At 59.3% G+C, this 20,901-nt stretch carries 23 protein-coding genes; 10 read left to right on the top strand and 13 right to left on the bottom strand.

Annotated elements, in window-relative coordinates; translation table 11 throughout:
* Positions 1-29 precede the first annotated feature (29 nt).
* The 4 genes from pstB (at position 30) to AC1Z24_RS30885 (ending at position 3,952) form a co-directional block, all read left to right on the top strand.
* Complete coding sequence (gene pstB / locus AC1Z24_RS30900; protein WP_259100896.1) at positions 30-863, top strand: phosphate ABC transporter ATP-binding protein PstB; 834 nt, start codon at positions 30-32, stop codon at positions 861-863.
* A gap of 70 nt (positions 864-933) precedes the next feature.
* The gene (phoU, locus tag AC1Z24_RS30895; protein WP_259100895.1) at positions 934-1,698 is read left to right on the top strand and encodes a phosphate signaling complex protein PhoU; all 765 of its coding nucleotides are present in this window, start codon (positions 934-936) and stop codon (positions 1,696-1,698) included.
* Between the two features lie 210 nt (positions 1,699-1,908).
* The gene (locus AC1Z24_RS30890; protein WP_483743992.1) at positions 1,909-2,796 is read left to right on the top strand and encodes a response regulator; all 888 of its coding nucleotides are present in this window, start codon (positions 1,909-1,911) and stop codon (positions 2,794-2,796) included.
* Between the two features lie 259 nt (positions 2,797-3,055).
* Positions 3,056-3,952 (top strand): M23 family metallopeptidase, encoded by an 897-nt coding sequence (locus AC1Z24_RS30885; protein ID WP_259100893.1) that lies wholly within the window; start codon positions 3,056-3,058, stop codon positions 3,950-3,952.
* A 140-nt stretch (positions 3,953-4,092) separates the two neighbouring features.
* On the opposite strand, the gene AC1Z24_RS30880 is transcribed toward AC1Z24_RS30885, so the two are convergent.
* From AC1Z24_RS30880 to phoB, 3 genes are all read right to left on the bottom strand, one after another.
* Positions 4,093-5,433 carry a hemolysin family protein gene (locus AC1Z24_RS30880; RefSeq protein WP_483743991.1) on the bottom strand — a complete coding sequence of 447 codons (1,341 nt, stop codon included), beginning with the start codon at positions 5,431-5,433 and terminating at the stop codon, positions 4,093-4,095.
* Positions 5,434-5,554: 121 nt separating this feature from the next.
* On the bottom strand, positions 5,555-6,820 hold the full coding sequence (phoR, locus tag AC1Z24_RS30875) for a phosphate regulon sensor histidine kinase PhoR (RefSeq protein ID WP_483746751.1): 1,266 nt from the start codon (positions 6,818-6,820) through the stop codon (positions 5,555-5,557).
* Positions 6,821-6,919: 99 nt separating this feature from the next.
* Positions 6,920-7,609, bottom strand: a complete 690-nt coding sequence (gene phoB, locus AC1Z24_RS30870) for a phosphate regulon transcriptional regulator PhoB (RefSeq protein ID WP_259100891.1) — start codon at positions 7,607-7,609, stop codon at positions 6,920-6,922.
* 159 nt (positions 7,610-7,768) lie between these two features.
* Between phoB and AC1Z24_RS30865 the strand changes: the two genes are divergently transcribed.
* Positions 7,769-8,149 carry a COG4315 family predicted lipoprotein gene (locus tag AC1Z24_RS30865; protein WP_413298290.1) on the top strand — a complete coding sequence of 127 codons (381 nt, stop codon included), beginning with the start codon at positions 7,769-7,771 and terminating at the stop codon, positions 8,147-8,149.
* Positions 8,150-8,182: 33 nt separating this feature from the next.
* On the opposite strand, the gene ubiA is transcribed toward AC1Z24_RS30865, so the two are convergent.
* Positions 8,183-9,073 (bottom strand): 4-hydroxybenzoate octaprenyltransferase, encoded by an 891-nt coding sequence (ubiA, locus tag AC1Z24_RS30860; RefSeq protein WP_483743990.1) that lies wholly within the window; start codon positions 9,071-9,073, stop codon positions 8,183-8,185.
* Positions 9,073-9,630 carry a chorismate--pyruvate lyase family protein gene (locus tag AC1Z24_RS30855; RefSeq protein WP_483743989.1) on the bottom strand — a complete coding sequence of 186 codons (558 nt, stop codon included), beginning with the start codon at positions 9,628-9,630 and terminating at the stop codon, positions 9,073-9,075. The genes ubiA and AC1Z24_RS30855 overlap by 1 nt, the downstream gene beginning before the upstream one ends.
* Before the next feature lie 179 nt (positions 9,631-9,809).
* On the opposite strand from AC1Z24_RS30855, the gene AC1Z24_RS30850 reads away from it, so the two are divergent.
* From AC1Z24_RS30850 to AC1Z24_RS30830, 5 genes are all read left to right on the top strand, one after another.
* On the top strand, positions 9,810-9,977 hold the full coding sequence (locus AC1Z24_RS30850) for a rubredoxin (protein ID WP_081564703.1): 168 nt from the start codon (positions 9,810-9,812) through the stop codon (positions 9,975-9,977).
* A 26-nt stretch (positions 9,978-10,003) separates the two neighbouring features.
* The gene (locus AC1Z24_RS30845) at positions 10,004-11,152 is read left to right on the top strand and encodes an NAD(P)/FAD-dependent oxidoreductase (protein ID WP_483743988.1); all 1,149 of its coding nucleotides are present in this window, start codon (positions 10,004-10,006) and stop codon (positions 11,150-11,152) included.
* Positions 11,153-11,340: 188 nt separating this feature from the next.
* A complete protein-coding gene (locus tag AC1Z24_RS30840; protein ID WP_003213368.1) occupies positions 11,341-11,616 on the top strand; it encodes an HU family DNA-binding protein in 276 nt (91 codons plus the stop codon).
* Between the two features lie 247 nt (positions 11,617-11,863).
* A complete protein-coding gene (locus AC1Z24_RS30835) occupies positions 11,864-12,304 on the top strand; it encodes a hypothetical protein (RefSeq protein WP_259100876.1) in 441 nt (146 codons plus the stop codon).
* A gap of 826 nt (positions 12,305-13,130) precedes the next feature.
* Positions 13,131-13,514: a helicase gene (locus AC1Z24_RS30830; RefSeq protein WP_259101661.1), complete on the top strand. Its 384-nt coding sequence runs from the start codon at positions 13,131-13,133 to the stop codon at positions 13,512-13,514.
* Positions 13,515-13,518: 4 nt separating this feature from the next.
* Here AC1Z24_RS30830 and AC1Z24_RS30825 read toward each other — a convergent pair whose 3' ends face one another.
* From AC1Z24_RS30825 to AC1Z24_RS30790, 8 genes are all read right to left on the bottom strand, one after another.
* Positions 13,519-15,477 carry a DUF7844 domain-containing protein gene (locus AC1Z24_RS30825; RefSeq protein WP_483743987.1) on the bottom strand — a complete coding sequence of 653 codons (1,959 nt, stop codon included), beginning with the start codon at positions 15,475-15,477 and terminating at the stop codon, positions 13,519-13,521.
* Complete coding sequence (locus AC1Z24_RS30820) at positions 15,474-15,797, bottom strand: DUF2388 domain-containing protein (RefSeq protein WP_259100871.1); 324 nt, start codon at positions 15,795-15,797, stop codon at positions 15,474-15,476. The genes AC1Z24_RS30825 and AC1Z24_RS30820 overlap by 4 nt, the downstream gene beginning before the upstream one ends.
* 36 nt (positions 15,798-15,833) lie before the next feature.
* Complete coding sequence (locus AC1Z24_RS30815; RefSeq protein WP_483743986.1) at positions 15,834-16,139, bottom strand: DUF2388 domain-containing protein; 306 nt, start codon at positions 16,137-16,139, stop codon at positions 15,834-15,836.
* Between the two features lie 85 nt (positions 16,140-16,224).
* Positions 16,225-16,542, bottom strand: coding sequence for a DUF2388 domain-containing protein (locus AC1Z24_RS30810; protein ID WP_259100867.1), 318 nt, complete (start codon positions 16,540-16,542; stop codon positions 16,225-16,227).
* Positions 16,543-16,913: 371 nt separating this feature from the next.
* A complete protein-coding gene (locus tag AC1Z24_RS30805; protein WP_259100865.1) occupies positions 16,914-17,129 on the bottom strand; it encodes a DUF1127 domain-containing protein in 216 nt (71 codons plus the stop codon).
* A 319-nt stretch (positions 17,130-17,448) separates the two neighbouring features.
* Positions 17,449-18,942 carry a succinyl-CoA:acetate CoA-transferase ScpC gene (scpC, locus tag AC1Z24_RS30800; protein ID WP_483743985.1) on the bottom strand — a complete coding sequence of 498 codons (1,494 nt, stop codon included), beginning with the start codon at positions 18,940-18,942 and terminating at the stop codon, positions 17,449-17,451.
* A gap of 182 nt (positions 18,943-19,124) precedes the next feature.
* Positions 19,125-20,579 (bottom strand): NAD(P)(+) transhydrogenase (Re/Si-specific) subunit beta, encoded by a 1,455-nt coding sequence (locus AC1Z24_RS30795; protein ID WP_483743984.1) that lies wholly within the window; start codon positions 20,577-20,579, stop codon positions 19,125-19,127.
* The gene (locus tag AC1Z24_RS30790; RefSeq protein ID WP_483743983.1) at positions 20,579-20,899 is read right to left on the bottom strand and encodes an NAD(P) transhydrogenase subunit alpha part 2; all 321 of its coding nucleotides are present in this window, start codon (positions 20,897-20,899) and stop codon (positions 20,579-20,581) included. The genes AC1Z24_RS30795 and AC1Z24_RS30790 overlap by 1 nt, the downstream gene beginning before the upstream one ends.
* Between the last annotated feature and the right edge of the window lie 2 nt (positions 20,900-20,901).

Below are 20,901 nucleotides of genomic sequence, written 5' to 3'. Positions count from 1 at the left end.
CAATGAAGGTTTGGCAGAGGGAGGACTCGATGCCGCAAGACACTCACACCCCAGGCATCAATATGTCGGCCCTGGGGCGCCACAAGGCAGAGCTGGGCATGGCCGAGGAAACCATTGCCATTGAAGTGCCCGGCCTGAACCTGTTCTACGGTGGCAAGCAGGCGTTGTTCGATATCGGCCTGAATATTCCCAAGCAGCGGGTGACGTCGTTCATCGGCCCGTCCGGCTGTGGCAAATCTACTCTGCTGCGCACCTTCAATCGTATGAACGATCTGGTCGACGGCTGCCGCGTAGAGGGTGCCATCAACCTCTACGGCCACAATATCTATCGCAAGGGCGAGGACGTCGCTGAATTGCGGCGTCGCGTCGGCATGGTGTTCCAGAAGCCCAACCCGTTCCCCAAGACCATCTACGAAAACGTGGTCTACGGCTTGCGCATCCAGGGCATCAACAAAAAGCGCGTACTCGATGAGGCTGTCGAGTGGGCTTTGAAGGGCGCGGCCTTGTGGGAGGAGGTCAAGGACCGCCTGCACGAGTCGGCGCTGGGTTTGTCCGGTGGCCAGCAGCAGCGTCTGGTGATCGCCCGGACTATCGCCGTGGAGCCGGAAGTCCTGCTGCTCGACGAGCCCTGTTCGGCTCTTGATCCGATCTCGACGTTAAAAGTCGAAGAGCTGATCTACGAACTGAAATCCAAATACACCATTGTGATCGTTACCCACAATATGCAGCAGGCGGCACGGGTCTCTGATTACACAGCTTTCATGTACATGGGCAAGTTGGTCGAGTTCGGTGACACGGATACGTTGTTCACCAACCCGGCGAAAAAACAGACTGAAGACTACATTACCGGTCGTTACGGCTAGGACGTGCTTCGTCAGCCCTGAACCACCGCGGCGTTTTCGCACTTAACCGGACGTTCCAAGGACACCGAGCATGATCCATAAAGACAGCCATACCCATCACATCTCTCAACAATTCAACGCCGAGCTCGAAGACGTTCGCAGCCATCTGCTCGAAATGGGTGGTTTGGTCGAGAAGCAGGTCAACGATGCCGTGACGGCGTTGATCGAAGCCGACTCGGGCCTGGCCCAGCGAGTTCGTGAAGTCGACGACCGCATCAACCAGATGGAACGCAACATCGACGAAGAATGCCTGCGCATTCTCGCCCGTCGCCAGCCAGCGGCTTCGGACCTGCGTCTGATCATCAGCATTTCCAAGTCGGTGATCGACCTGGAGCGCATCGGTGACGAGTCCACCAAGATCGCCCGTCGCGCCATCCAGCTGTGCGAAGAAGGCGAGTCGCCGCGTGGTTACGTGGAAGTGCGTCATATCGGCGATCAGGTGCGCAACATGGTCCGTGATGCCCTGGACTCGTTCGCCCGCTTCGACGCCGAGCTGGCGCTGTCGGTCGCTCAGTACGACAAGGTCATCGACCGCGAGTACAAGACCGCCCTGCGTGAGCTGGCGACTTACATGATGGAAGATCCGCGCTCGATCTCTCGCGTGCTCAACGTGATCTGGGTCCTGCGTTCGCTGGAACGTATCGGCGACCACGCCCGCAACATCTCGGCATTGGTCATCTACCTGGTACGCGGCACCGACGTGCGTCACCTGGGCCTCAAGCGCATGAAGGAGGAAGTGCACGGCATCAGCAGCGACGAAAGCGCTAATGTTCCGGGCGACGCTGACGATAAGTAATATTGCCTGCGGCCTTTTGCACAAAAAAGCCCAGCGCATTGCTGGGCTTTTTTCGTTATAAAGGTCCCCTAATTTCGGTCGCCGGGCATTTAAATGCGTCGGCGGCTCATTCAGTTTGGACGCTGGCTTTGCGCCAGCGTTATGCTTGCCGAATTAAAGGGCGTGCGTCGTATCAACCAAGTTGTGGTTAACACGCCCGCAGGAGCGTCGATGAGTAAAGTCAGTGTATTGATTGTGGATGACGCGACTTTCATTCGCGATCTGGTCAAAAAAGGTCTGCGTAATTATTTCCCCGGTATTCATACCGATGACGCCGTCAACGGCCGCAAGGCTCAGGTTCTGCTGACCCGCGAGGTCTACGACCTGATTCTGTGCGACTGGGAAATGCCGGAGATGTCCGGTATGGAGTTGTTGACCTGGTGCCGCCAGCAAGACAACCACCTCAAGACCGTACCTTTCATTATGGTCACCAGCCGTGGCGATAAAGAGAACGTGGTGCAGGCGATTCAGGCCGGCGTCAGCGATTTTGTGGGCAAACCGTTCACCAACGAACAGCTGTTGACCAAGGTCAAGAAAGCCCTGGCCAAGGTCGGCAAGCTCGATGCGGTAATGAGCACCGCGCCGCAGCGCATGAGCTCGCCATTGAACGACTCGCTCAACGCCCTGACCGGCGGCAAGGCCGAAGTGCTCAAGCCAGCCGGTGGCGGCATTGCCAACCCGCCGCCGGTGCCAAGCCCTGAGGTCAAGACCGCCGCCCCTGCCGGACGTGGCCAGGGCCAGTTGCGCCTGCCAAGCGGCAATCAGCCGTGCATCATCAAGGCGCTGACCCTCAAAGAGGCGTCGCTGCTGGTCAAGCGCAACGAGAAGCTGCCGCAGATCCTCGAAAGCGCCGTGCTTGATCTGGAGCAGGGAGATAACGCCGAGATTGCCCGTCTGAACGGTTACTTGCACGGCATCGTTGCCTTCGAGCCCAAGCCCGACAGTGACTGGCTGCAGATCACCTTCCGCTTTGTCGACCAGGATGCGCAGAAGCTTGACTACCTGTCGCGCCTGATCGCCCGTGGTACGGCGCAGAAGCACTTCGTGCCTGGCGCCTGATCAACCGCTGTGGGATTGACTGGGTTGTACGGACCTCTGTTGGAGCGAGGCTTGCCCGCGAAGAGGTCTGTATATCCGGCAGATATTTTGCAATCGACCTATCGCATTCGCGGGCAAGCCTCGCTCCAGCGGTAGTCGTCTCAGCAGTTTTGGCGTGCATTCCTTGACGCTCCTTATGTTGCCGATTGAAACCGCTGCATCCCAATCCTTACAGATCACTGGTAGGCTTGCCTCACTTCTCTTACAGGCCAGTCTCCCTATGCTCCAGCGCCTGACAACCCTCTGTGTTTTGCTGCTGACTGCGCAATCCGCTGCGGCGCTGACCATCTACAAGTTCACCGACGCCAATGGCGTGGTCTCCTTCACTGATCGCCCAACGCCCGGTTCTGCCGTGGTGGTGTTTCGTGATCGCATGGTCGAGCACTTCGAGCGCCAGGTGCATCTGGATGTAAAGAAGGCCAACGGCATTGACAGCCTGTACGTGCGCAACGATCTGTATGCGCCCGTTGAGGTCGAGTTGAAGCTGTCCGGGCTGCAGAACGTGCTGGGCGCTACCGAGGGCACCCTGCGTCGTGTCCTGCCTGCACGCAGCAACGAGCGGCTGATGGTGCTCAGCCCCAAGGTGCCGGGCAAGGCGATGAGCTACAAGTCCAACCTGACCTACGTGCCTGGCGACCCCCATGGCTCCTCCCTGGCCTATCGCTACCCGCTGCCCTGGGTTGGCGGCCCATTCCGTCTCAGCCAGGGGCCTAATGGTCGCTACAGTCATTTCGGAGTCAAGAGTCGCTATGCCATGGACATCGCCATGCCTGAGGGCACGCCGATCATTGCCGCGCGGGGCGGGGTGGTGATGAAGATCGAGAATGGCCAGAGCGGGCGCGGCTCTGAACCGTCAGGCAATTTCGTGCGCATCCTGCATGACGACGGCACCATGGGCGTCTACCTGCACCTCAAGCAAGGCTCGGTGAAGGTCAAGGAAGGCGATCGTGTGGGCGTGGGCAGCGCCCTGGCGCTATCGGGCAACACCGGCAACAGCAGCGGCCCGCACCTGCACTTTGTCGTGCAGCGCAATACTGGCCTGGCGCTGGAATCGATTCCCTACGAATTCAACCAGCCGGTGCAGAGCCTGCCCAATTTTGCCGTGGGCGGGAATTGAACGGTTTGTGATCGCACGGCAAACCTTGCTCCTGTGGGAGCGCGGCTTGCCCGCGAAGGGGCCGGTACAGCCGATACAGACTCTTAGCCAAGAAGATCGCTTTCGCGGGCAAGCCTCGCTCCCACGGATCGCTCTGGCGATCAATCGATCTTGAGCACCTTGGCCAACACGATCTTCGGCCCTTTCATCTTCTTGATGATGATGCGCAGGCCTTCGACTTCCATGACTTCCTCTTCTTCCGGCACCCGCTTGAGGGTTTCGTAGATCAGGCCTGCCAGGGTCTCGGCTTCGACGTGGTCCAGATCGATGCCCAACAGGCGTTCGATCTTGAACAGCGGCGTGTCGCCACGTACCAGCAGCTTGCCCGGCTGATAGGCCAGGATGCCGCGTTCTGCCTTGCGGTGTTCGTCCTGAATGTCGCCGACCAGCACTTCCAGTACGTCTTCCATGGTCAGGTAGCCCACAACCTTGCCGTCGGCTTCTTCGACCACAGCAAAGTGCGCGGCGCCCTGGCGGAATTGCTCCAGCAGGCGCGACAGCGGCATGTGCTTGGAGACGCGCTCCAGGGGGCGGATCAGCTCCAGCAGATTGAACGACTCAGGGATGTGATCCAGCGCCGCCAGTTCCAGCAACAGATCCTTGATGTGCAGCAGGCCGATGAACTCGTTCTTTTCGGCGTCGTACACCGGGTAGCGGCTGTACTTGTGGCGGCGGAACAAGGCGAGGATTTCCTTGAGCGGCGCGTTGCAATCCAGGGTGATCAGGTCTTCGCGGGAGTTGGCCCAGTCGACCACTTCCAGTTCGCCCATCTCCACCGCTGAAGCCAATACGCGCATGCCCTGATCGCTGGGGTCCTGGCCACGGCTGGAGTGCAGGATCAGTTTCAGTTCTTCACGACTGTAGCTGTGCTCGTGATGCGGGCCGGGTTCGCCCTGGCCAGCGATGCGCAGGATGCCGTTGGCGCTGGCGTTGAGCAGGTAAATGGCCGGGTACATGGCCCAGTAGAACAGGTACAGCGGCACGGCCGTCCACAGGGACAGCAGCTCGGGTTTACGGATGGCCCAGGATTTGGGAGCCAGTTCGCCAACCACGATGTGCAGGTAGGAGATCATGAAGAAGGCGGTGAAGAACGACGCGCCCTTGATGATTTCCGGCGAAGTCACACCCACGGCGGCGAGCACGGGCTCAAGCAGGTGGGCGAAGGCCGGTTCACCGACCCAGCCAAGGCCCAGGGAGGCGAGGGTGATACCCAACTGGCAGGCCGATAGGTAGGCGTCCAGCTGGCTGTGTACGGTGCGCAGGATGTGTCCGCGCCAGCCGTTTTTCTCGGCGATGGCTTCAACACGGGTTGAGCGCAGCTTGACCATGGCGAACTCTGCGGCAACGAAGAAACCGTTGAGCAGGACCAGAACAAGTGCAAAAAGAATCATGCCGAAGTCGGCGAAAATCGAGGCGATGCTAAGACTAGGGGAAGGGTCCATGGTGGGGTTTTACAGGTTCCGTTTTAATCAGGGAGACGAATGAGGCGCCCAAATTCCAGGGCACAAGTGGGCCAATGTAGCGGCTGAAAGCCAGCTTGCCTAGAGGCGCAAGTGTCGCGCTTTAAACGTTACTCAACTGAACAGCGGCGAAATGGCAGGTAAAGACGCTGCCTTTGCCCATTACGCTGCTGATCTCCAGCGTGCCGCGATGACGCAGCAGTACGTGCTTGACGATGGCCAGGCCAAGGCCGGTGCCACCGGTGTTCGACGCCCGGCTCGAATCGACGCGGTAGAAGCGCTCGGTCAGACGCGGCAGGTGCTTGCTCTCGATGCCGATCCCGGAATCCTTCACGCTCAGGTGCGCGCCCTTGGCGTCGGTCCACCAGCGGATATGGATCTTGCCTTCGGCCGGGGTGTATTTCACGGCGTTGAAGATCAGGTTGGAGAAGGCACTGCGCAGCTCGGTTTCACTGCCTTTGAGGCGTGCACTACCTTCGATATCCAGGTTGATTTGCTGATTCTTGTTGCCAGACAGGGCCTGGGCATCGCTGGTAATGGTTTGCAACAAAGTGCTGACGACGACCGGCTGATTGTCCGATGGATAGTCGGTGGCCTCGAGTTTGGCCAGCAATAACAGGTCATTGAGCAGCGTCTGCATGCGTCCACCCTGCTGATGCATCTGTTGCAGCGCCCGCACCCAGCGTGGATTGACCTCTTCGACATTGTCGAGCAGGGTTTCCAGGTAGCCGAAAATCACCGTCAGCGGCGTGCGCAGTTCGTGAGAGACGTTGGCGACGAAGTCTTTACGCATTTGTTCCAACTGATGGATGCGCGTGACATCCCGAACCAGCATCAGGTGCTCGTTGTTGCCGTAGCGGGTGATGAGCATCTGGATGCGCATGCGGTCGTTGGTCGGCGACGGGATCTCCAGGGGCTCCTGATAGTTTTCCTGGGCGAAGTATTCCTTGAAGCGCGGGTGACGGACCAGGTTGGTCACCGGCTGGCCGCTGTCCTGGGGCGTCTTGAGGCCCATCAGGGTCTCGGCGGCGCGGTTCCACCACTCAAGGTTGCCTTCGCTGTCGAGCATGATCACCGCGTCGCGCAGAGCGGCGGTGGATTCCTGTACACGGTCGATAACAGCTTGCAGACGCCCTCGGACTCGTTGGTCACGGCGTTGCAGGTGATAGATGCTGTCGAAGACCTCGCCCCACAGGCCATAGCCATCCGGAGGCGGCTCGTCGGCTTTGTGTTTGCTCAGCCAGGCATGAAGGCGCAGCAACTGCTTGAGGGTCCAGGCCAGATACAGACCCAGGCCGATGGCCAGGCTCCAGCCATAGTGGCCGCTGATCAGCCCGACCACGAGGCAGCCGGTGATCAGCAGCAACATATGGCGGATCAGGGTGCCATGCCAGTTCTGATTCAATTAGGAACGCATCCTTGTCCGGTGTCCGGCGAGCCGTACACGCTGTCTGTTCACGCGGGGCTGTCAGCTTTTCGTGGAAAAGCGATAGCCCGTACCGCGAACGGTTTGTACCAGATTTTCGTAGGCGTCGCCGAGGGCTTTGCGCAGACGGCGGATGTGTACGTCCACGGTGCGCTCCTCGACGTAGACGTTGCCGCCCCAGACCTGATCCAGCAACTGGCCACGGGTATAGGCGCGTTCCTGGTGGGTCATGAAGAACTGCAACAGGCGGTATTCGGTGGGGCCCATTTCCGCAGGCTTGCCATCGATGGTCACGCGGTGACTGATCGGGTCGAGCAGCAGGCCGCCAACTTCAATCGGCGATTCGCCATCAGTCGGCCCGGCGCGGCGCAGTACGGCCTTGAGGCGGGCGACCAGTTCGCGAGGCGAGAACGGCTTGGTGATGTAATCGTCAGCGCCGACTTCCAGGCCCTGGATCTTGTTGTCCTCTTCGCCCTTGGCGGTGAGCATGATGATCGGGATATCCCCGGTCAGCTCGTCACGCTTGAGACGACGGGCCAGCTCGATGCCGGAGGTGCCGGGCAGCATCCAGTCGAGCAGGATCAGGTCGGGTTTGCGGTCGACGATGATGGCATGTGCCTGCTGGGAGTTTTCGGCTTCCATGCAGTCATAGCCGGCCATTTCCAGCGCGACGGCGATCATTTCGCGGATGGGCGCTTCGTCGTCAACGATCAGGATGCTCCTGCCGGCCATGCTTGAACCTCTTGTCATTTAACTGTCTTGGGGCGCATTAGATAACGGAATTATTGCAGTCGTGTGACAACTTGCGAGGGTGCTGGCAGTTATAGCCGAGAACGGTCTAAGCTTGGTGGCTTGTCCTACAAGAAATTTCATAACAAGAGGATTCATCCGATGCTTAAGTTTTCTTCGACGCTGATGGGCCTGCTGGCCGCTGCCGCGTTGGCATCCTCGGGCCTGGCCTTCGCTGCCGAGCCTGCCATGACCAAGGACGGCGTGCTGGTGGACCACAAGGGCATGACCCTCTACACCTTCGACAAGGACACCTCTGCCGGCAAATCCGTGTGCAATGACGCCTGCGCTACCAACTGGCCGCCATTGACTGCAACCGCCGCTGACAAGGCCTCGGGCGACTGGACCATCATCAAGCGTGACGACGGTGCTTCGCAGTGGGTCTATAAGGGCAAGCCGCTGTACTTCTTCAAGAATGACAAGGCTGCTGGCGACAAGACCGGCGAAGGCAAGGGCGACGTCTGGCACACCGTCAAGCCGTAACCCTGTGGCTGGCCGTCAGTGCACTGCTGACGGTCAGCGCATCGCGTAGTCCACGGCTATCCCGGCGAAAATCGCCAAACCCGCCCAATGGTTATGCAGGAACGCCTTGAAACAGGCGTCGCGGTCGCGCTTGTAGGTGGTCTGGTACTGCCAGACAAAGCACGCACCAGCGGCCAGCAGCCCCAGTTTGAAATACCCGCCCAGTTCGAAGCTCCAGCCCGCCAGCAACAGCAGCACCAATGCCAGTAGCTGCAAGCCAAGGATGATCTGACGGTCATGGTTGCCGAAGGCGATGGCGGTGGATTTCACCCCGATGCGCAGGTCATCGTCACGGTCGACCATGGCGTAATAGGTGTCATAGCCCACGGTCCACGACAGGTTGGCGATATACAGCAGCCAGGCAGCAGCAGGCAGCGAACCCGTCTCGGCCGTGAAGGCCATCGGAATACCCCAGGCGAATGCGGCGCCCAGTACCACTTGCGGGTAGTTGGTGTAGCGCTTCATGAAGGGGTAACAGGCCGCCAGGGCCACGCCGCCGAACGACAGCCAGATGGTGGCCTTGTTGGTCAGCAGCACCAGCAGGAAGCTCAGGCCGACGAGAATGGCGAACAACACCAGAGCTTCCTTGGAGCGGATCTTGCCGCTGGCCAGTGGCCGTTGCTCGGTGCGTTTGACGTGGCCGTCCACCTTGCGGTCGGCGAAGTCGTTGATCACGCAGCCTGCCGCGCGCATCAGGAATACGCCCAGCACGAAGATCAGAAAATTGCCCAGGGACGGTGCGCCTTTACCGGCGATCCACAGCGCCCACAGGGTCGGCCACAGCAGCAGATAAATGCCGATGGGCTTGTCTATGCGCGTCAGTTGCACGAAGTCCCAGGCCCTTGGGCTCAGGCGATTGAGGGATTTGAGCAGGGTCAGGTACATCAGAAGGGCTCCGCATTCTTGATTGCACGTAACAGGTCCGGCAGGAAGACTTCCGCCACCAACACGCCGAGGCCGCCGCGACTGAAGCACGAGCGACGTCCCCACAGGCCTTCGGCACAATCTTGCTCGGGCAGCCATTGTGCGGGGTAGCGGCAGGCCTGGAGTTCGCCGCGATCGAAGGCCGGGTCGCTGAACAGCAGCAGGCCCAGGGAGCGCGTACCTAGCTCGCCCATGTTCAGGCCGCTGGCCATCAGGGCATCCCGGGAGGCGACGCTACGGGCAAACACCCAGTTTTCGCCATGACCATGCAAATGCACTTCGCGCACCCAGCCTTCGGCGCCTGCGGGCAAGCCCAACGCCAGGCATTCGTCATCACGCAGCAACTGCCAGCCTTCGAACAATACGGTGATGCTGAAGTGGTCGGCAGACAGGCGGGTCAGGCGTCGGGTAAGGGAGTCCTGATGGAACAACCAGTGCAGGATCGCCGGCTCGCAGGCCGCAGGCATCTGGGCACGGTCGAGCCAGTCAGGAGCAATGAGAGCGGAGGTGGGCTGCATTACGTTAGGCAATAGGGCTGATCATTGAGGCGGCGAGCTTATCAGGTCAGACCTGCCTATTGTGACAAACACACTTGCATCCGCGCGTGTCGGTCAGTACAAGACCCCTGAGCCCGGCGGCAATTGCAGCACCATCGACTGCCGGGACAACTTAAAGCCTGAACCGAGAGAATTGAGCGATGAAGAAGTGGCAGTGCATTGTCTGTGGCCTGATTTACAACGAAGCTGACGGCTGGCCGGATGACGGCATCGTCCCTGGTACGCGCTGGGAAGACGTCCCCGAAGACTGGCTGTGCCCGGACTGCGGCGTCGGCAAGATGGATTTCGAAATGATCGAAATCGCCTGATTTACTGAATAATTCTGGAGAGTTTCATGAGTGCACCTATCGTCATCATCGGCACCGGCCTGGCGGGCTATAACCTAGCTCGCGAGTTTCGCAAGCTCGACAGCGAGACGCCGCTGTTGCTGATCACCGCCGACGATGGTCGCTCCTACTCCAAGCCGATGCTTTCAACGGGCTTCGGCAAAAACAAAGAGGCCGATGGCCTGACTATGGCCGAACCGGGCGCCATGGCCGACCAGCTCAAGGCCGAGATCCGCACGCACACGCGTATAAGCGGTATCGATCCGGGCCACCAGCGCCTGTGGATCGGTGAAGAAGCGATCTACTACCGCGATCTGGTGCTGGCCTGGGGCGCCGAGACGGTGCGGGTGCCGGTGGAAGGCGACGCCCCTGAGGCGATATTCCCGATCAATGACCTGGAAGACTACGCACGTTTTCGTGCCGCAGCGGCAGGTAAAAAGCGTGTGCTGATCCTCGGTGCGGGCCTGATTGGCTGCGAATTCGCCAATGACCTGATCCTTGGCGGCTACGAGGTCGAGCTGGTGGCGCCGTGCGAGCAAGTCATGCCGACCCTGCTGCATCCGGCGGCTGCCGCTGCGGTGAAGGCCGGGCTTGAAGGCTTGGGTGCGCGTTTCCATCTCGGCCCTGTGTTGACGCGCCTGTTGCGCAACGGCGAGGGCCTGGAGGCACATCTGTCTGATGGCCAGGTGATTGCCTGCGATGTCGTGGTATCGGCCATTGGCCTGCGCCCGCGGGTCGATCTGGCTGCGGCTGCGGGTCTGCAGACCGGTCGCGGGGTGATTGTCGACCGTGAGCTGAAAACCTCCCACGCGCATATCTATGCTCTGGGCGACTGTGCCGAAGTCGATGGCTTGAACCTGCTGTACGTGATGCCTCTGATGAGCAGTGCCCGGGCGCTGGCGCAGACGTTGGCCGGTACGCCGACGGCGGTCAAATACGGGCCGATGCCAATCACCGTGAAGACCCCGATCTGTCCGTTGGTGGTATCGCCGCCGCCCCGTGGGACTGAGGGCGTGTGGAGCGTCGAGGGAGAGGGCGCCGATATCAAGGCGCTTTGCCACGATGCCGGTGGCAATCTGCTCGGTTACGCTCTGACCGGTGCGGCTGTCATGGAAAAGCTGGCCTTGAACAAGAGCCTGCCGCCCTTGCTGGCGTGAATACGGGTCATTCTGTCGGATAAGTCGCGCTTTTGTTCTCACAAACACGCGGCACGCACTGGCGCGGGCCTTTGCGGCATGCCATCCTCATCTCCGTCTGCCGCAACGTAGAGCTGTTGCGGCACATTAGTCGCTGCTCGCGACGAGCAGTACGACCATAACAACAAAAAACCGTAAAGAGGCTTCATATGCGTAAACCAGAACTCGCAGCTGCAATCGCTGAAAAGGCGGACCTCACTAAAGAACAAGCCAATCGCGTCCTCAATGCCGTTCTCGAAGAGATCACCGGCGCATTGCATCGCAAAGACAGCGTTACGCTGGTCGGCTTCGGTACTTTCCTGCAACGTCATCGCGGTGCCCGCACCGGCAAAAACCCGCAAACGGGTGAGCCAGTGAAGATCAAGGCGAGCAACACCGTGGCATTCAAGCCAGGCAAGTCACTCAAAGACAGCGTCAACCCGTAATACCGTTGCCGGACGCCTTGCGGAGGGCGGATGGCCAACAACGACGGGCACACCAACACGGTTGGGTGCCCGTTTTTTTATGCCTGGGGAAAAGTTGTTAGGGTTTGCAGATAGTTAGGAAATTTCATACAGAACAATAAGAAAATACCCGCGCCAAGTAGGACCTTTCCTAACGAATTACTTGGTCGATTTCCTTAGAGTGCCGTCGCTGTTTTACCCCAGTGAACTTGAACTCTAGGAATGACCAATGAAAAAACTATGGATGTCTGCTGCCCTTATCGCCTTGATTGCGAGCACCACCGGCTGCGTCAGCTACAACGTAAGCCAGCCGACCGCACCGCTGGAAGGCGTCGTCAAAAGCGATTTGAAAGCGGATGTGAAGGTCGGTGAAGCGATCTCCGGGCAGTCGTCTACCAATATCCTGTTCAATTTCCTGACCTTTGGTGGTGATAACCAGTTCGCTGACGGCGTTGCCTACAGCGGCGGCGCAACGGGCGGTCTTGGTGCTTTTTTGCCCGATCCGATCTCCACCACCAAGGCCGCAGCGGCTTACAAAGCGGTCAAGTCCTCCGGCGCTGATCTGATTGTTGCGCCGCGTTACGAAGTGACCGTTGACAACTATTTCATCTTCAAGAAAGTCGACGTCAAAGTTACCGGTAACAAAGGCAGCATTACCAGCATTCGCTGATAATGGTTTGGGCACCGCCTCTTGTTGAGGCGGTGTTTTCGGGCCGTCTGCCTCAATGAGCAAGTTTGAATACCATCTCGCATCTTACTCAATGTCTTGCAGCCCTATCATCAACACTTACTGCTTACCCTCCTTAAACCGCCACCTGAATGGATTCCCGACAGCCGATTCATGGTGGATCCGGTCTCGCCACACTCATTAATGCCAAGCCAGGATGGCGAATCATCAAGCCAGCCTCCACATCACGTATTGCTCGCCCTGAATGACTTTATTGGGTAATGGCCAAATGCGCGGCACGCTGCAACTTATGTGGTGAGTAGGCAGGATATCGCCCTGGTTGAAATGACGGGTAAACATTGTGGTTTTCCATGGTCGCGACCTCCCGCCACCCTCAATATCGATGGCAGCTCGGCTTAAGAAAATCAGACTTCTTGAGGTGACAAGGACAGTCTCTGTCGAGGGTTTGCCTTGTCTCAGGCGCGAAACAGTGGAGGATCGGACAGGCCTAATCCAGACCTCGGAATGACTTTCGGAAAAGTCCTTACTGGTTTCAGAAATACCCTACAAAGTTTGGCTGTGCATTCAGTACGCTGACGCAGGAGCGAACTTATTCCTGATGGCACCAGGCGGGCTTTCTTGTCTCCCATCAAAGCTTTATCGACACAACGCTTACGCTCGTTGGTCTTTGCATTAGTGACTGATCAGTCATAAAAATGCAGGTATTTGCGGCGAAAATGTCCACTTCGTTGCTGAAATCTCAATCTTGAATCGCTACACTGCCGAGCCGGTCAATTCCGCCGGATCGATTTTCGTTGAGGCTGTGTGCATGAAGTTTCGCTTTCTACTCTGGATGCTGGGCCTGTTGATGGCGCGCGCCAGCCGCAATAATCCGGCGTTCCAGCAGCAACTGGCAGGCAAGGAATTGACCTTTCAGTTGCAGACCCTCGACGGCAAGGTGGCGCGGCATTTCATCGTCAGTGGCCAGCGTATTCGCAGCGCAGCGGGCGTCGTGGCTGAGCCGGGCTTTGCCATCGCCTTCAAGGATGCCGCTTACGGCTTTGCCACCCTGCAGGCGAAAAACAAGCAACTGGCGTTCATGCAGGGCATTCAGGACAAGGATATCCAGATCAAGGGCAACCCCGGTCTGGTGATCTGGTTCCAGGGGTTGACCAAGTACCTCAAGCCGCGCAAGCCAAAAAAAGCCAGCTGACGGCTTAGAGTTGCAAGCCACCTGAGGCCTTGTGCAGGGCGCGCAGGTGCTCGCCGAGCTGCTTGAGGTTGGCTTCGCTGGCGGCAATTTCCGCTGCGCGCTGAGGCTTGAGCAGGGCGCGCACTTCCTTGTCCAGGTCGCCACTCAAGTGTTGCAGCTGTTGCTGGCGCTGACTGCTTTCCTGTTCCAGGCGCTGCCACTCCCCGGCCTGGGGCAGGCCGTAGCCACCGCTGTCGAGCAGTTCTGCCGGGCGACTGAGAAAGCCGCTGCTGGCAAGAATCTGTTGCAGTGTGCCAGTGGCCTTGGAAACGCTGCCATCCTTCTGTTCCCGGGCGCTGAGATAACGCTGTTTGACCTCGTCCTGAGCCAGCAATAGCTGTCTGCGCAGGCCTGCCTGTTCCAGCAGCAGCATCGCCGCACTGGTGCGCAGATCGGCCTTGGCAAACCAGGGCGCCCGCTCGCTGGCCGGTAGCGATAGCCAGTCTTCGACGGTGGTCTGCTTGACCGGCATGTACTTCTTCAAGACCTCGAACATCGCCTGATAGCGGTCGCGATACGAGTCGAAACGGTAACCCAGACGTAGCGCCTCGCGGGGATCGTCCAACACGTTGGTGTCGGCCATGCCGCGGCCCTTGAGCACTTCCAGCAGGCCGTTGGGCAGGATGCTGTCCAGATCGGCCAGTTTCGGATTGTGCGTGCCGCTGCGCAGCAGCTTGAGGTTTTCCACCGCGCAGTTGTTCGACAGGAAGTAGTAGTTGCCGTCGTAGCTCCAGTGCATCTCCGCAGCGTGCTGGACCAGCCCCTCGATTTCAGTGCGCGACAGCTTCAGCGGCACCGAAGCCAGGCTGCGCAATTCGGTCTTGGTGTATTCGTCGATCACTTGCGCCAAAGGCAGCACGAACAGCCGTGACGGATAAGCGCCCATCAGGCCATCCCAACTGGATAGCTGCACATCGCCGACGAAGGCGCGGTAAGACAGCACCAGATGCTGATCCAGGTCCAGGCGGCAGTCCGGACCGCGCGGTCGCCCTGGCTTGCAGATCACCAGGCGCAGCATGCTGTGGCCCCAGCGGCTGACCCAATTTTGATTGGCTTCGGCCAGCAGGTAGTCGACGGCGTAGACGCGTTCCGGATCGAGCTTGCCCAAGGGCTGTCGGCCGAAGTCGCTACCGGCGTTCAGGTAAGGCAGGAACGACGGGCATTCGTCCTTTTTCGCCGGAGCCCAGCCGAAGTGCGCCTTGTAATAGCCGTAAAGAGCCGGGCGCCGGCAGGCGTAGGCCGGGTCGAGGAGGAAGTACTCCATATTGACCGCGACGAACTCCAGCGGGCTGGTGGTTTCGTAGATGTCCGGGCTGCGGGCGACCTGGTGATTGAATTCCTCGCGCTCGCCGCGGCGGCCGACGTATTGCGGCCAGCCGGCCAGATCCAGCAGGCGCGGGTCGTCACTGAGGGTGAAGCGGCGATCGGTCTGACCCCGGCAATCCTGGGGCAGGCCGATCTTGCCTAGCGTGTTGCCCTGGCGCTGGCATTTCAGGATCAGCGAGCGCTCGTCGTCGGACCACAGGCGCGAGCGGTCATAAATGTGAGTCAGCTCGTGCAATACGGTGGCCAGCAACTCTTCGCGCACGGTGCCGTGGGGACGATGGGTCTGGGTGGTGGCTGCGCTGCCGTCAACCAACGAGGGCAGCAGGCGTCGATTCAATTGCAGGCGGTAAGGGCCGACGGCCTCGCCATAGGCGTTGGCCTGCATATCGGCGTCCCAGCGCACCTCGACCTTGCGGTCCAGCTGTTGTACGAAGCTGGGGGGCAGGGCGAGCAGCGCCTGGTCGAGCAGTATCTGGCTGGCTTTCTGTTCGTCGACGCTGAGCCCGTCGCTCATGAGCGACAGACTCAGGCTGGCCCAGGCCTGGCCGCCAAAGAGCGACAAGGCCGCAGCCAGTAGCCAGGCGCCGAGGTATTTCACAGGGCGAGGATGGCTTCGGCAAGATCCTGATCGCTGGCAGTGCGGGCTTCCGGCAGGCGGGTGCGCAAGGTGTCGAAGGCGGCATCCAGTTGTGCGCCATGGATATCCCCGCCGCTGGCGACGTAGCTGGCGGCATCGTCCTTGGCCTGCAGGACGACCTTGGAGTCGCGTACCGAGGTCGTAGTGTCCGAGGTGAAATCAATACTGCGGCCAAAGGCCCTGACAACGATGTTACTGGTGGCTTTGACGGTCTGGGCTTCTGCCACGCCTGCCAGCAACAGCAGGCCAAGGGTGGTGGCAGCGATCAACGGAATGCGCATGAAACGTCTCCAGGATGCACGAGATACAAAAAGTGACTATTGGACGAGGATTGCCTGCGCCAGTTCAAGGTCGCTGGCATGAAGATTTTGCAATCTTTGGCGTAGCTGAGTCAGGGCTGACTCCAGCTGTGCTCCTCGCAGTTGGCCATCACTGGCGACGAACGCCGCTGCATCATCCTGGGCGGCAAGTATGAGTTTTTTGTCGAAAGGCCCGGTCGTCACCTGGCTGGTGGCATAGCCGAGGATGACCAGCCCTTGTGTCGTTGCATCGAAGGCCCAAGCCTGGGCGCTGAACAACAGGCCGACGGTGCTTGCGAGAAACGAGAGTGGCAATAAACGCATGGGCTTTCTAACGCTGCGAAACGAGCCGCAAGGCTAGCGCAATGCCCGGGCCAGAGCCAGCCCGGACACAATTTGTCATCTGGCGTCAGATCGTCAGGATCGCCTGGGCCAGTTGGGCATCGCTGGCTTGCAGCTGAGGCAGGGTTGCGCGGATGTGCTGGAAGGCATTTTCCAGCTGTACGCCACGGATCTCACCGGCGCTGGCAACGAAGCTGGCGGCATCGTCGCGGGCAGCGCGCACGATCTTGTCGTCGTGGAACGAGGAGGACACGTCAGAGGTAGCGTTGGTCGAAGCGTCAAAGGCGCCGACCAGGGCATCGGTGGTGGCCAGGAAGCTGGTGGCGTTCGCGCTGGTGGCGAGAACCAGAAGGGTTGCAGCGCCCAGCAGGCGGAGGCGGTTCATGGGTGAACTCCATCAGGTAAGGACATGTACAGTTGAATAAAATGGCGATCTGTACAGATTGCACAGACAGATCGGCTGCAAGCCTAACACGGGCCTGTGGGAGCGAGGCTTGCCCGCGAATTGGACTTCAGGGTTTTTCGCTCATGCCGCGTTATCGTTCTTCGCGGGCAAGCCTCGCTCCCACGGTTAAAACAGTTCTTACGATATATTCAAATTGAATAATCTGTACTGTTTTCTCGCAGTTGCCTCCATCCCGCAAAAAATCGCTCCCAAAACGACAAAACCCGTCAGCAGTCACCTGCGACGGGTTTTGTTTGCACAATTCGGGTTGCTGGTGAGTGACCCTTGGGTCAGGACCAGCGAGCGCTAAATCAGCGCCAGAACGGCTTGCTCAGCTCTTCGTAACGCTGCGATTCGCTGATACCGGCGTCAGCCAGCAGACGTGCATCCAGACGAGCCAGTTGATGGCGGCTGGAGAGACGACGCTGCCAGAGCATCAGGTTAGCGAAAGCGCGCAGAGGCCATGCAGCCTGGGCTTGTGGAGCGGTGTTGTCGTAGAACATGTCGGAACTGATTGTGCGTTCCATGGTGCTTCTTCCTTCCGCTTGTGGCGGGATTAGATAGTGATTTAACTGGTGCCCATATTCCTCCTCTTTGCCTAGTCTCTACAGACACAGTTCAACTGTATTGTGAGGGTTCAGTTAACTGTATAACGGCACTGTTTTGTTCGTAAATGGGGCAACTGTACTGGTAAGCACCTTGTTGGTGCGTTTTGTGCTCGAAAACAGGGAAAAGTCTGATTTAGACCCCAAAAACCACCGGTACAGAAGTACAGTTTTCTCCGGCAGACAAAACACAATTAAAAAAAAGGCCACGAAAATCGAGGCCCTTTGCCAACTGTTGCTTTTAGCGTGGCAGCATCTGCCCGGTTTCCTCCAGGTTGAAGTGCCAACTGAGTGCATCGCGCAGTACATGCGGAGTGTGTCCACCCTTGGCGCAGGCGGCAGTGAAGTAGGCATTGAGGGCTTCGCGGTAATCCGGGTGCACACAATTGTCGATAATCACCCGGGCGCGCTCACGGGGCGCGAGGCCGCGCAGGTCGGCCAGGCCCTGTTCGGTAACGAGGATATCGACGTCATGCTCGGTATGGTCCACATGGCTGACCATGGGCACGACGCTGGAGATGGCGCCGCCCTTGGCGATGGACTTGGTGACGAAGATCGCCAGATGCGCGTTGCGCGCGAAGTCGCCAGAGCCGCCAATGCCATTCATCATCCGTGTGCCACAGACGTGAGTAGAGTTGACGTTACCGTACAGGTCGAATTCCAGCGCAGTGTTGATGCCAATGATACCCAGGCGGCGAATCACTTCCGGGTGGTTGGAGATTTCCTGCGGACGCAGCACCAGGCGCGACTTGTAACGACCGAAGTCAGCGAACACCTCGGCATGCTTGGCGGCGGACAGGGTCATGGAGCTGCCGGAGGCGAAGCTCAGCTTGCCAGCGTCGAACAGGTCGAAGGTCGAATCCTGCAACACTTCCGAATACATGGTCATGTCGTGGAACGGCGAGTCGAGCAAGCCATGCATCACCGCGTTGGCGATGGTGCCGATGCCGGCCTGCAGCGGCATCAACTGGTTGGTCAGGCGATCCTCGCGCACTTCCTTTTTGAAGAACTCCACCAGGTGATTGGCAATGGCCTGGGTTTCATCGTCCGGCGGCAGGATCGTCGAGTTGGAGTCCGGCTGGTTGCTGATGACGATACCGACGATTTTTGCCGGGTCGATCTTCACCGCCGTGCTGCCGATGCGCGAGTCGGCCTTGAGTACCGGAATCGGCAGGCGGGTCGGGCGATAGCTGGGGATATAGATGTCGTGCAGGCCTTCCAGCTCCAGTGGCTGGGCGAGGTTGATCTCGACGATCACCTGCTTGGCGAGGATGGCGAAGCTGGCTGAGTTACCGACCGAGGTACTCAGTACCAGATGGCCTTCGTCCGTGATCGCCACGCATTCGATCACGGCCAGGTCGACAGCCTTGATCTGACGGTTGCGCAGCTGCTCAACGGTATCGGACAGATGCTGATCAATGAACATCACGCTGCCGTCGTTGATGGCCTTGCGCAGTGTACTGTCGACCTGGAACGGCATGCGTCGGGACAATACGCCCGATTCGGTCAGTTGCTTGTCCAGGTCGTTGCCCAGGCTGGCACCGGTCATCAGGCTGATTTTCAGAGGATGCAGCCTGGCTCTTTCGGCCAATGCATGGGGTACTGCTTTGGCTTCGCCAGCGCGGGTGAAGCCGCTCATGCCGACGGTCATGCCGTCTTCAATCAGGGCGGCGGCGTCGGCCGCACTCATGATCTTGCTCATGAGCGAAGGCAAGCGAATACGATCACGGTACATGGGGATATCTCGGAAGGTGAAAGCGAGGGCTCAGTCTAGAGTTTTGGATTTATTTCGTCCCGCTACCAAGGTCGCATTTAGAGGCTCTAATTAGCGGCTTTCAGCGCAAAACACTATTACGCGGAATGTAAAAAGCCCCAGCCGGATCACCGCGCTGGGGCTTCTTTCAAAGCGTGTGGAGACTATGCGTTATCGACCGCCTTCACCATGTCCTCGATCACCTTTTTGGCGTCTCCGAACACCATCATGGTCTTGTCGAGGTAGAACAGTTCGTTATCCAGGCCGGCATAACCACTGGCCATGGAGCGCTTGTTGACGATGATGGTCTTGGCCTTGAAGGCTTCAAGTATCGGCATCCCGGCAATCGGCGACTTGGGATCGTTCTTCGCCGCCGGGTTGACCACGTCGTTGGCGCCCAATACCAGCACCACGTCGGCCTGACCGAATTCGGAGTTGATATCCTCCATCTCGAACACCTGGTCGTAGGGTACTTCGGCCTCGGCCAGCAGCACGTTCATGTGCCCCGGCATACGCCCGGCGACCGGGTGAATCGCGTACTTCACGGTGACGCCGTGATGGATCAGCTTCTCGGTCAGCTCTTTAAGCGCATGCTGCGCCCGTGCTACCGCCAGGCCATAACCCGGCACGATGATCACGGTGTCGGCGTTGGTCAGCAGGAAGGTCGCGTCGTCAGCCGAACCGGATTTGACCGGGCGGGCTTCTTGCGAGCCCGCAGGCCTTGCCGCGTCCGTCGCACCGCCAAAGCCGCCGCCGATCACATTGAAGAACGAGCGGTTCATCGCCTTGCACATGATGTAGGACAGGATCGCGCCCGAAGAGCCCACCAGGGAGCCGGCGATGATCAGCATCGAGTTGTTCAGCGAGAAGCCGATACCCGCCGCCGCCCAGCCCGAATAGCTGTTGAGCATCGACACCACCACCGGCATGTCGGCACCCCCGATCGGGATGATCAGCAGTACACCGATGACGAAGGCCAGGGCCAGCATGATGGCGAAGGCGTTGAGGCTGCCGGTGAACATGAAGGTCAGGCCGAAAAACAAGGTAGCCAGACCAAGGATCAGGTTCAGTTTGTGTTGCCCTGCGAACTGTACTGGTGCGCCTTGGAACAGGCGGAATTTGTACTTGCCCGACAGTTTGCCGAATGCGATCACGGAGCCGGAGAAGGTCACTGCGCCAATCGCCGCGCCAAGGAACAATTCCAGACGGTTACCGGCCGGAATGGCATCGCCGAGGTTCTTGACGATATTCAGCGACTGCGGCTCGACCACGGCAGCAATGGCAATGAACACCGCTGCCAGGCCGATCATGCTGTGCATGAAGGCGACCAGTTCCGGCATCTTGGTCATTTCCACACGCTTGGCCATGATCGAGCCAGCCGTACCACCGACCAGCAGGCCAATGAGGATGTAGCCAATGCCGGCGCTGGTGCCTTCCACGGTCGACAGCGCCGCCAGCTTGAACACCAGGCCGATGGTGGTGACCACGGCCAAGCCCATGCCGAGCATGCCGAACAGGTTGCCGCGTCGCGACGTCGTCGGGTGCGACAGGCCCTTGAGTGCCTGGATAAAGCAGATAGCCGAAACCAGGTACAACAGGGTGACGAGGTTCATGCTCATTATTTGGCCGCCTCTTCTTTTACTTTGGGGGCTTTCTTCTTGAACATTTCCAGCATGCGCCGGGTGACCAAAAAGCCACCGAACACGTTCACGGCTGCCAAGGCCACGGCCAGGGTGCCCATGGTCTTGCCCAGAGGCGTAACAGTCAGGGCTGCAGCCAGCATGGCGCCGACGATGACAATGGCGGAGATCGCGTTGGTCACGGCCATCAGTGGGGTGTGCAGGGCGGGCGTAACGTTCCAGACCACGTGATAACCGACATAAATGGCCAGCACGAAGATGATCAGGTTATAGACCCCGGGGGAGATGAGCTCTTCCATTA

The sequence above is a fragment of the Pseudomonas sp. JL23 genome, from assembly GCF_056933585.1.
Note: the sequence above shows the minus strand (reverse complement) of the source record. Positions and strands in the feature narration are given on the sequence as shown.